Source organism: Euzebya sp., assembly GCF_964222135.1.
Lineage (GTDB): Bacteria > Actinomycetota > Nitriliruptoria > Euzebyales > Euzebyaceae > Euzebya.
On the sequence record NZ_CAXQBR010000101.1, the window covers coordinates 38,722 to 49,538 of the forward strand.

Annotated in this window: 8 protein-coding genes; 5 read left to right on the top strand and 3 right to left on the bottom strand. The window is 74.0% G+C overall.

Features of this window, described 5'->3' with window-relative positions; all coding sequences use genetic code 11:
* Positions 1-38 precede the first annotated feature (38 nt).
* Both ACEQ2X_RS22305 and ACEQ2X_RS22310 read left to right on the top strand, forming a co-directional pair.
* Positions 39-1,991 carry a fumarate reductase/succinate dehydrogenase flavoprotein subunit gene (locus ACEQ2X_RS22305; protein WP_370328088.1) on the top strand — a complete coding sequence of 651 codons (1,953 nt, stop codon included), beginning with the start codon at positions 39-41 and terminating at the stop codon, positions 1,989-1,991.
* Positions 1,991-2,749, top strand: a complete 759-nt coding sequence (locus tag ACEQ2X_RS22310) for a succinate dehydrogenase/fumarate reductase iron-sulfur subunit (RefSeq protein ID WP_370328095.1) — start codon at positions 1,991-1,993, stop codon at positions 2,747-2,749. The genes ACEQ2X_RS22305 and ACEQ2X_RS22310 overlap by 1 nt, the downstream gene beginning before the upstream one ends.
* Before the next feature lie 59 nt (positions 2,750-2,808).
* On the opposite strand, the gene nadB is transcribed toward ACEQ2X_RS22310, so the two are convergent.
* A complete protein-coding gene (gene nadB, locus ACEQ2X_RS22315; RefSeq protein WP_370328089.1) occupies positions 2,809-4,389 on the bottom strand; it encodes an L-aspartate oxidase in 1,581 nt (526 codons plus the stop codon).
* Between the two features lie 137 nt (positions 4,390-4,526).
* Here nadB and ACEQ2X_RS22320 point away from each other — a divergent pair, with 137 nt between their 5' ends.
* Complete coding sequence (locus ACEQ2X_RS22320; protein WP_370328090.1) at positions 4,527-6,038, top strand: methyl-accepting chemotaxis protein; 1,512 nt, start codon at positions 4,527-4,529, stop codon at positions 6,036-6,038.
* 319 nt (positions 6,039-6,357) lie between these two features.
* A complete protein-coding gene (locus tag ACEQ2X_RS22325) occupies positions 6,358-7,530 on the top strand; it encodes an AMP nucleosidase (protein ID WP_370328091.1) in 1,173 nt (390 codons plus the stop codon).
* Here ACEQ2X_RS22325 and ACEQ2X_RS22330 read toward each other — a convergent pair whose 3' ends face one another.
* The gene (locus tag ACEQ2X_RS22330) at positions 7,531-8,415 is read right to left on the bottom strand and encodes a GGDEF domain-containing protein (RefSeq protein ID WP_370328092.1); all 885 of its coding nucleotides are present in this window, start codon (positions 8,413-8,415) and stop codon (positions 7,531-7,533) included.
* A 256-nt stretch (positions 8,416-8,671) separates the two neighbouring features.
* Between ACEQ2X_RS22330 and ACEQ2X_RS22335 the strand changes: the two genes are divergently transcribed.
* Positions 8,672-10,219: a CHASE3 domain-containing protein gene (locus ACEQ2X_RS22335; protein WP_370328093.1), complete on the top strand. Its 1,548-nt coding sequence runs from the start codon at positions 8,672-8,674 to the stop codon at positions 10,217-10,219.
* 33 nt (positions 10,220-10,252) lie between these two features.
* On the opposite strand, the gene ACEQ2X_RS22340 is transcribed toward ACEQ2X_RS22335, so the two are convergent.
* Positions 10,253-10,657, bottom strand: coding sequence for a hypothetical protein (locus tag ACEQ2X_RS22340; RefSeq protein ID WP_370328094.1), 405 nt, complete (start codon positions 10,655-10,657; stop codon positions 10,253-10,255).
* Positions 10,658-10,817: the final 160 nt, after the last annotated feature.

Sequence of the window (10,817 nt, forward strand, 5' to 3'; positions counted from 1 at the left end):
CCGCCGGTCGTTCGACCGCCACCGCCCAGGAGCGAACCATGACCGCCATCGACCTCCGCCGCACCATCGGCGCCCCGATCGCCGGGCACGTCCCCGCCGGGGACGTCGCCGGCCTGTGGGACGCCCGCTGCGCGGACTACCGGCTGATCAACCCCGCCAACCGGCGGCGCTTCACCGTGATCGTCGTCGGCACGGGGCTGGCCGGGGCCGGCTGCGCGGCCACCCTCGGGGAGCTCGGCTACCACGTCGAGTCCTTCACCATCCACGACGCGCCCCGTCGCGCGCACTCCGTCGCCGCCCAGGGGGGCATCAACGCGGCGCGGGCCCGCAAGGCCGACGGTGACAGCGTCACCCGGTTCGTGAAGGACACGGTGAAGGGCGGTGACTTCCGCGCCCGCGAGGCCGACGCCCAGCGCCTCGGCGAGCTGAGCGTCCGCGTGATCGACCACCTGACCGCACTCGGTGTCCCGTTCGCGCGGGAGTACGGCGGAGCGCTCGCGACCCGCTCCTTCGGCGGGGTGCAGGTCAGCCGGACCTACTACGCCCGCAGCCAGACCGGCCAGCAGCTGCAGATCGCGGGCAGCCAGGCGCTGCTCCGCCAGGTCGCGGCGGGCACGGTGCGGTTGCACACGCGCCACGAGATGCTCGACCTCATCGTCGCCGACGGTCGTGCCCAGGGCATCGTCGTCCGCGACCTGGTCACCGGCCAGGTCCGACCGGTCATGGCCCACGCCGTCGTGCTCGCCACCGGCGGGTACGGCAACGTCTACTTCAAGTCGACCCTCGCGAAGGCCTCGAACGCCACCGCGGCGTGGCGGGCGCACCGCCGCGGCGCGCTGCTCGCCCACCCCTCCTTCATCCAGTTCCACCCGACGTCGCTGCCCCTCACCAGCCGCTGGCAGTCGAAGACGACGCTGATGAGCGAGTCGCTCCGCAACGACGGCCGCGTGTGGGTGCCCCTCGACCCCGCGGACGTCGACCTGCCGCCCGGCGACATCGCCGAGGACCGCCGCGACTACTACCTCGAGCGGAAGTACCCCGCGTTCGGCAACCTCGTCCCCCGGGACGTCGCCAGCCGCAACGCGAAGGCCGTCCTGGACGAGGGGCGAGGGGTCGGGCCGCTGCGCAACGGCGTGTACCTCGACTTCCGCGACGCGATCGCGCGGGTCGGACGCGAGGTGATCGCCGAGCGGTACGGCAACCTGTTCCACCTCTACGCAGACGCCACCGGCGAGGACCCGTGGGAGGTGCCGATGCGCATCGCGCCCGGTCCCCACTTCACGATGGGCGGGTTGTGGACCGACTACGACGCGATGAGCTCCATCCCGGGCCTGTTCGTCGGCGGGGAGGCCAGCTGGGCCTACCACGGCGCCAACCGGCTGGGCGCCAACTCGCTGCTCAGCGCGTCCGTCGATGGCTGGTTCGTGCTGCCGTGGTCGATCCCGAACTACCTGGCGCCGCTGCTCGGGACCCCGGTGCTCGACGACGACCACCCCGCGGCGGTGGCAGCGGTCGCGGACGTCACCGGTCGGGTCGACCGTCTGCTCCGCATCGGCGGGTCCCGGGGCCCCGATCGGTTCCACGCCGAGCTCGGCGAGGCGCTGACCGACGCCTGCGGGGTGTCCCGCAGCGCGGAGGGGCTGACGAAGGGCATCGACGCCATCCGCGACCTGCGGTCGGAGTTCTGGCGCGACGTCCGGGTCGTGGGCGCGGGGTCGCGGCTCAACCAGGAGCTCGAGCGCGCCGGCCGGGTCGCCGACTACCTCGAGCTGGCGGAGCTGATGTGCGTCGACGCCCTCGACCGGGAGGAGTCCTGCGGCGCCCACTTCCGCGTCGAGCACGTCACGCCGGACGGCGAGGCGCAGCGCGACGACGACCGGTGGGCGTTCGCGTCCGCCTGGGAGACCCCGGCCGACGGCGGGCCGCCCATCCGCCACGACGAGGCGCTGACGTTCAGCGCCGTCCCGCTGCAGACCAGGAGCTACACGTGATCACGCTCACCATCGACGTGTGGCGCCAGGACGGACCCGACGTCCCCGGCCGCTTCGAGCGGCATCAGGTCACCGACGCCACGCCGGAGATGAGCCTGCTCGAGCTGCTCGACCGGTTGAACGACCAGCTGGTCGGCGAGGGGCGCGAGCCGGTCGCGTTCGACCACGACTGCCGCGAGGGGATCTGCGGCACCTGCGGGGTCACCGTCGACGGCCGTCCCCACGGACCGGTGCCGAACACCCCGACGTGCCACCAGCACGTCCGGTCCTTCGCCGACGGCGACCGCGTCACCCTCGAGCCGTTCCGCGCTGCCGGGTTCCGGGTCGTCCGCGACCTCGTCGTCGACCGCTCGGCGCTCGACCGGATCATCGCGGCCGGCGGGACGGTGTCGGTCGACACCGGCACCGCCCCGGACGCCGACGCCCAACCGGTGCACCACGACGTCGCCGAGCAGGCGATGGACTTCGCCGCCTGCATCGGGTGCGGGGCCTGCGTCGCCGCCTGCCCCAACGCCGCGGCCCACCTGTTCACCGGCGCGAAGCTCGCCCAGCTCGCCCTGCTGCCCCAGGGCGCGGTCGAGCGGACCGAGCGGGCGCAGTCGATGACGGCGGTGATGGAGGAGCACTTCGGCTCCTGCACCACCTACGGCGAGTGCGTCGAGGTGTGCCCCGCCGGCATCCCGCTGGTGGCGATCGCCCGGCTGAACCGCGAGGTCGTGCGCAGCCGGTTCGGACGCCGACGGTCAGGTCGGCGCTGACGGGCGCACGGGCCGCGGCGCGGTCGAGGTGTCCGCCACGCCGCGCCGGCGTGCATCCCTCACAGCCGGATGTGCTCGAGGTGCCGGCCGGCCCAGGCGGGGTCGGCGTCGGGGTGGTCCAGCCGGTAGTGGCCGCCACGTGATTCGGTGCGGAGCCGGGCGGCGGCGACGATCAGCTCCGCGGCGCTGATGGCGAGGTCGAGCTCGACGGCGTCCGGGTGCGGGGCCACCGGTCCGAGCTCCTGGCGCGCCGAGGCGCTCACCGCGGCGGCCTCGTCGAGGGAGGACGCGGTGCGGGCCGGGCCGGCGCCGCACCACATGCCCTCGCGCAGGCGGGTCCGCAGCGCGGCGGTCTGGTCGGCATCCGGTGTCGCACCGCGCAGCGGGGGAGGGGTGCCGAGGTCACCGTGCCGGTCCGGCAGCTCGCGGGCGATCGCCCGGGCGGCGCGACGGCCGAACACCAAGGCCTCGGCGAGGGAGTTGCTGGCCTTCCGGTTCGCCCCGTGCAACCCGGTCGAGGCGACCTCCCCCGCGGCGTAGAGGCCGGGGACCGACGTCCGCGCGTCGAGATCGGTGCGGACGCCGCCGACCATGTAGTGGGCGGCAGGGGTGACGGGCACCCGCTCGGCGGACAGGTCGAAGCCGAGGTCCCGGGCGCCGTGGAGGACGGTGGGGAACTCGTGGGCCAGCACGTCGTCGCCGATCCCCGTCGCGTCCAGCCACGCCCCGCCGTCAGCATCGAGGATGGCCTTCGCCACGATGTGACGGGGCGCGAGCTCCGCGTCGGGGTGCACGGCGACCATGAACCGCTCGCCGGCGGCGTCGTGCAGGGTGGCCCCGGCGCCGCGGAGGGCCTCGGTGAGCAGGAACCGCCACGACCCGGGCACGGCCAGGCCGGTGGGGTGGAACTGGACGAACTCGGTGTCGCGGACCGCCGCGCCGACCCGGTGGGCCAGCGCGACCCCATCGCCGGTCGCGCCGTCCTGGTTCGTGGTGGCGGCGAAGAGCCCACCGCAGCCGCCGGTGGCCAGCAGCACCGCACGGGCCTCGACCACGACCGGCGTGCCGTCGGCGCGGAGCACCCAGGTGCCCGTGACCCTCCCCCCGCCGTCGGACGCCAGGGAGTGGACGGAGCCGACGAGCCGGGTCACCCGCGGGGCGGCGGCGGCTCGCAGCACCCGGACCATCTCCGCGCCGGTGGCGTCGGCGCGGTGCACGGACCGGGCGACCGACATGCCACCCTCGCGGGCGAGGTGGAGGTCGCGCGGGTCCATCGACCCCTCCCGCCCCTCCACCCGGTCGAAGTCCGCGCCCATCTCGAGGACGTCGGTGACGCAGGCCGGCGCCTCGACCGCCAGCGTCCGCGCGGCGAGCGGGTCGCACAGGCGGTCGCCGGCACGGAGCGTGTCGCTCGCGTGGAGCTCCGGGGAGTCGTCCGCCCCGAAGGCGACGGCCACGCCGCCCTGGGCGTAGGGGGACGAGCCGGACTCGCCGGTCACGCCCTTGTCGACGATCAGCACGTCGAGGCCGTCGGGCAGCCGGGTCGCCGCGTACAACCCCGCGACGCCGGCGCCGACGATGACGACGTCGGCGGAGTAGCGGTCGGGGCCGGAGGGCGTGGCGTCGGGGGGGAGGGGCATGGGTCCTGGAGGTGGTCTCGGCGCGGCGGTTGCGGAGCATAGCGAGGGGCCGGTGACACCCGTCGGGCAGCCGCTCATGTCACCGTCCGTGGTGCCGATCAGTCCGGGACACCACTTCCGTCCCCTGGAGACACCTCGTGTTCCGCACCATGACCATCCAGCGCATGCTCGGCACCGCCCTCGGCGTCGCCGTCGTCGCGTACCTCGTCCTCAGCGCCTTCCTCATCAGCCGCATCGACGTCAACGAGACCGCTCTCGAGGACGTCTACACCGATCTCACGCCCGTCGTGGCCGCCGAGTCCGCCCGCGGGGACATCCTCATGGCGTACGCCGGCCTGCCGACGCTGCTCAGCACGACCGACCCGGCCGTGCTGTCCGAGGGCATCGGGAGCGCGCAGGTCAGCATCGACGCCGCCCGCGCCGACGCGGCGATCCTCGCGGCGTCACCGGATGCCGGCGCCCAGGAGATCGCAGGTGCCGTCGAGGTCGTCGTCCAGGGCATGGACGACATGCTGGCGGCGATCGCCGCCGGTGACGGCGCGACCGTCGCGGCCCAGATGGCCTCGCAGGACACCGACGGCTTCGCCGCCTTCGAGCAGCTCTCCACCTGGGTGGAGGCCCAGCGCTCGACAGTCGAGGCGAACTTCGACGACACGCTCGCCACGTCCGAGCGCAACCGGCTCGTCGGCCTGGTGGCCGCGGTCGTGACGACCCTCCTGCTCGGGCTCGGCATCGTGGTGGTCATCCGCGCGATCCGCGGGCGCGTCGCCCGGGGTGCCGCTGCGGTCGACGGCGCCGCCCACGACCTGACCTCCATCGCGGTCGGGATGCGCGAGGACGCCGACGAGTCTGCCGCCCAGACCGGCACGCTCGCGGTGTCCGCCGACCAGGTGTCGGCGAACGTCTCCACCGTGGCGGCCGCCGTCGAGCAGATGAGCGCCTCCTCCCAGGAGATCGCCGAGCAGACCTCCACCGCCACGACGATCACCGGTCAGGCCGCCACCGCGGCGGCGGAGACCTCCAACACCGTCGCCCGCCTCGCGGCGGCGTCCGAGGAGATCTCGAAGGTCGTCGAGGTCATCACCCAGATCGCCGAGCAGACCAACCTGCTGGCCCTGAACGCCACCATCGAGGCGGCGCGCGCCGGCGAGGCCGGCAAGGGCTTCGCCGTCGTGGCGAACGAGGTGCAGGAGCTCGCCCGCGAGACGGCCGAGGCCACCAAGGTCATCAGCCAGACGATCGAGTCGATCCAGGCCGAGTCCGGCGGCGCCACCGCGGCGATCGAGCAGATCACCGCGATCGTCACGCAGGTCAACGACATCCAGACCACGATCGCCGCCGCCGTCGAGGAGCAGAACGCCACGACCGACGAGATCGCCCGCAGCGTCTCCGAGGCGGCCCAGGGCGCCCGCGAGATCGCCGAGTCGGTCTCCACCGTGGCCTCCGCCGCCGCCCGCGCCTCCGAGGGCGCCCTCCGCACCGAGCAGCGCGCGGCCGCCCTGAACGGCGTCGCCGCCGAGGTCGGGTCGCTCATCGGTCGCACCAGCGGGTCCGCCCCGCAGCGCCCAGCCGGCCCTCCCGCCGGTCACCAGCCCCCGGGCGACGACTGGATCGCAGAGGAGGCGCCGGTGCTCGCCGGCACCCGCTGATCGAGCGACCACCTCTGACGGCCCCGGACCTCCTCGCAGGTCCGGGGCCGTGCCACGTCTGGGCCACACCCCGCTCCCACCACCCGGGGAACCCCACGGATCGACTCCGCAGGCGCACGGATCGACTCCGAGCACGCGTCTCGAGCGCACCGATCCGGAGGACCGGGTGACGGATCAGCACGAGGTTGCCGTCGTGGCACGACCTCGGAGTCGATCCGTGGTGGGGGTAGGGGAATGCGGGTGGGGAGGGGCCGGGGAGTGCGGGTGGGGACCGGGACGGGGCCGGGGGGCGACCGCGGGGGCCGTAGGCTCACGGACCATGACGGACGTGGTGGTGGAGGCGGAGCCGGCGCAGGCGGCGGCGATCGTGGACGCGATGGAGGCGGCCTGGGAGGAGGGGTGGTACCCGCACGTGGTGGTGCACCGGCCGTGGTCGACGCACAACCCGCGCATCAGCGGGGAGTTCGCACGGCCGGCGGCGATCCGGGCCTACCTGCTCCGCGAGCTCGCGGCGCTGCTGGCCGGCGGCGCCCGGGTCGAGATCACGGCCGCCCGACGCGCGACCGGCTTCGACGACCCCGGGTTCTTCGACGCCCTGGACGAGGGCGCGGACCTGCGCGCGAAGAAGCTGTTCCTGTTCGGGCCGGAGCGGATGGCGCTCAGCCTGGACCGGTTGACGCACTACACCGGCACGCCGGCGGAGTCCTTCCAGCGCTACGTGCTGTTCACGAACTACCGGATGCACGTCGAGGCGTTCCTCGAGCGCTTCGGCGACGCCGAGCAGCCGGACCGCGCCGGGGTCCAGATGCCGGCCTACCACCACCACCGCCCGGGCGGCACGGGGGTCAGCCTGGTGGAGATCGGCGTCGGCCCGTCGAACGCGAAGACGATCACCGACCACCTCGCGGTCCTCCGCCCCGAGGCGATGGTGATGATCGGCCACTGCGGCGGGCTGCGGAACCACCAGGACCTCGGCGACTTCGTGCTGGCGACCAGCTACCTGCGCGCCGACCACGTCCTCGACGGGGTCCTGCCGACCACCGTCCCGGTGATCCCGAACCACCGGCTGAACCAGTACCTCATCGCCGCGCTCGAGCGCCGGGAGGCGCCCTACCGGCTCGGGATCGTCTACACGACGGCGAACCGCAACTGGGAGCTCAACCAGGCCCAGGAGCTCGCGAGCATGAACCAGGCGCGCTGCGTCGCGGTGGACATGGAGTCGGCGACGATCGCCGCGAACGGGTTCCGCTACCGGATCCCCAACGCCACCCTGCTGTGCGTGTCGGACAAGCCGCTGCACGGCTCGCCGAAGCTGTCGACCGCCGCCCGCAGCTTCTACGAGCAGAGCAAGCGGACCCACCTCGAGATCGCGCTCGACTGCCTCGACCACGTGCGCGACGAGCACCCCGACGGGATCCCGAACGCGGACATCCGCAGCCCGGACGAACCCCTCCTCGGTGGACGGCTCACCCGCGCGGACGAGGGGTCGTGATCAGGCGGACAGCCGGCGGTTCCGCTTGCGGGCGTACATGTCGCCGTCGGCCTGGCGCAGCACCGAGTCGGCGTCGTCGCCCGGCCTGGCCACCGTCCAGCCGCAGCTGACCGACACCGCAGGGGAGAGCGCGCCAAGCGCGCGGTCCAGACAGGCGTCGACACCCGTCGCCGTCGGCGCCCGCCCGGGGTCGTGGCCCATGATCACGACGAACTCGTCGCCGCCGATGCGGCCGACCGCCCCCTCCCCCGCGCCGTGCGCGTGGGCGGGCGAGCCCGCGACCAGCGACTCGAGCGCGGCGGCGACCGCGACGAGGGTGGCGTCCCCCACCCCGTGGCCATCCACGTCGTTGACCCGCTTGAAGTCGTCGATGTCGACGTAGCCGACGAGGAACGGGCGGTCGCTGCGGACCAGCCGGTCACCGAGCTCGGCCAGCAGGCCGCGACGGTTCAGGACGCCGGTCAGGTGGTCGTACAGCAGGTCGTGCTCCACGGCGCTCTGGCGAGCGAGGAGCTCGGTGACGTCCCGCCCGATCGACATGAAGCCGAGCAGCGTGCCCTCGGCGTCGAAGAAGGCGCGGTCGGTCCACTCGTGCCAGTGCCCCTCACCCTCTGCCGACAGGCTCTGGTGGGTGTTGCGCCGCACGGGCTGGTCGGGGTCGGTCGCCCGCATGGCGTCCAGGGCCGCCTCGATCGCCGGCCGGACGCTGTCGTCGACGAAGTCGGTGAAGCGCCGGCCGACCATGGCCTTCGGGGTGGTGCCGTGGAAGGTGGCGTACGCCCGGTTCACGTAGCGGAGGGTGCCGTCGGGGCTGAACCGGCAGACGAGATCCGGCAGCTCGTCGATGAGCCGCCGGAGCGAGGCGTCCTCCCAGTTCTGTTCCACGTCTGCACCACGTCCCGTGAGGGTTCCGTCCCCCGTACATCGGCATGCCGCGGCCCGCTCTGAAGTGGCGCGGCCGCTGATCCGGCCAACCATCTGACTGCACCGCCATGCTAGGCGGAGTGCCGACGGGACGGGGGGTCCGGGCGGACACCCGGACCCTCAAGCGGGCGGGGGATCGGCCGATGAGGAGCGAACGCGTGCAGGTCCCGCGCGCGTCCCGGGCGTCTGCCCCCCTCCCCCAGAAGGAACCCCCGTCGTGTCGAACCTCACCATCCAGCGCCGCCTGGCGCTCGGATTCGCCATCCCCGTCATCGCGCTGGTCATCATCGGCGTCGTGTCGTTCAACGCCGTGTCCAGCCTGGACCAGACCGCAGGGTGGGTCGAGCACACCCACCAGGTGCTCGGGGGGGTCGACCGCATCACCAGCGGCCTGACGGACGCAGAGACCGGGCAGCGCGGGTTCCTGCTGGTCGGTGACGACGCGTACCTCGAGCCCTACGACGCCGGCGCCGCCGAGGCGCGCGGCGCGGTCGACGAGATCGCCGAGCTCACCGCCGACAACCCGGTGCAGCAGGACCGCATCGCCGAGCTCCGGCCGCTGGTCGAGGCGAAGCTCGCCGAGATGCAGGAGACCATCGACCTCTACCGCGCCGAGGGCGCCGACGCCGCGCTCGCCGTCGTCCTGGAGGACCGCGGTCGGGTCGTGATGGACCAGATCCGCGACCTCATCGGCCAGATCCAGGCCGACGAGGAGGCCCTCCTCGCCGAGCGCGACGCCGACGCGGCGTCGACCGCCTCGACCGCCCGCACGACCATCATCGTCGGCAGCATCCTCGCCGTCGCGGCCGCCGGGGGGATCGGCGCCCTGATCGCCGTCGGCGTCTCGCGGCGGGTCCGCCGGTCGGCCACGTCGGTCGCGGGATCCGCTGAAGACCTCGCCGCGGTGTCGTCCCAGGTGGCGGCCGCGTCCGAGGAGACCGCCGCCCAGGCGTCGGTCGTCGCCGAGGCCGGACAGCTCGTCAGCACGAACGTGACCACCGTCGCCACCGCGATGGAGGAGATGTCGTCGTCCGTCGCAGAGATCTCGTCGTCCTCCACCGAGGCGGCCCGCGTGGCCGCCGAGGCCGTGCAGACCGCGTCGCGGACGTCCGAGCAGATCGTCGAGCTCGGGCACACCTCGGCCGAGATCGGGAAGGTGATCGAGGTCATCACCACCATCGCGGAGCAGACCAACCTGCTCGCCCTCAACGCGACCATCGAGGCGGCCCGCGCCGGCGAGGCCGGCAAGGGCTTCGCCGTCGTGGCCAACGAGGTCAAGGAGCTGTCGGAGGAGACCGCCCGCGCCACCGAGGAGATCGGCGAGCGCATCCGGCTCGTGCAGAGCGAGACCTCCCAGGCCGTCGAGTCGACCGCGGCCATCCAGGAGGTCATCAACCGCATCGCGGACATGCAGAACACGATCGCCTCCGCGGTCGAGGAGCAGACCGCGACCACCAGCGAGATCACCCGCAGCATCAACGAGGCCGCGACCGGCGCCCAGGACATCTTCGCCAACATCAAGGCCGTCGCCACCGCCGCCGGTGAGACCTCGGCGGGCTCCGCGCGGACCCAGGCCGCCGCCGCCGCGCTGCGCGAGGTGTCGGGCGAGCTCGAGAGCCTCGTGGGCGGCAAGGACCAGCCCGTCCCGGCGTCGGGCACCCCGACGCGCGGCTCGCGGACCGGTCGGGCCCAGCAGGCCCGCGACCTGGCCGCACAGCAGCCCGCGGAGGTCGCCGAGGCGCCGTTCCTCGAGACCTCGCGCTAGCCCCGGGAGGGGGACCGGCCGGCGCGGCCTGCGTCAGGCGCGCCGGCGCAGGCCCACGCCGATCAGGACCGCCCCCACCGCCACGTAGGTCGGGTGGAACCACGAAAGCTCGCGGAGGAACGCGATCTGCACGGCGATCCAGCCGACCAGCAGGACGCCGACCAGCACCGACGCGCGGTCGGCGCGGGGGTCGTCGACCCAGGCCAGCCAGGCCAGCAGGGTGAGGGGCGCCGCCACGACGACCATCAGGGCGAGTCCGCCGAGCACGGGGCTGTCGAACGGCAGCCGCCGGTTCAGCTCGTCACCCAGGTCGATGACGCCGTCCATGAGGGCGATGCCGCCGATCCACGCCAGGACGGCGTTGAGGGCGGCGAAGCCCGAGAGCAGGGGGCGGGGGGTGCGCACCGACGTCGGCGCGCGAGGAGCGGTCGTCTTCATGCGCCGAGCATCCGCCGCCGGCGTCCCCGCGTGGAGGGCCGTCCGTCCCGGTGGGAGCAGCCGTTGGTCCCACGGGACCGCAGGGAGGCGGCCGGGCCGTCAGCCGGAGGGCCGGGACGGCCCGGCCGCGTCGCCGGCCTGGGCGCCGCGGCGGCGGGAG

Coding starts and splice junctions, on each gene's coding strand:
- nadB (WP_370328089.1), bottom strand. CDS start 4,389: ATGCCCCTCCCCCCCGACGCCACGCCCTCCGGCCCCGACCGCTACTCC.
- ACEQ2X_RS22325 (WP_370328091.1), top strand. CDS start 6,358: ATGACGGACGTGGTGGTGGAGGCGGAGCCGGCGCAGGCGGCGGCGATC.
- ACEQ2X_RS22340 (WP_370328094.1), bottom strand. CDS start 10,657: ATGAAGACGACCGCTCCTCGCGCGCCGACGTCGGTGCGCACCCCCCGC.
- ACEQ2X_RS22305 (WP_370328088.1), top strand. CDS start 39: ATGACCGCCATCGACCTCCGCCGCACCATCGGCGCCCCGATCGCCGGG.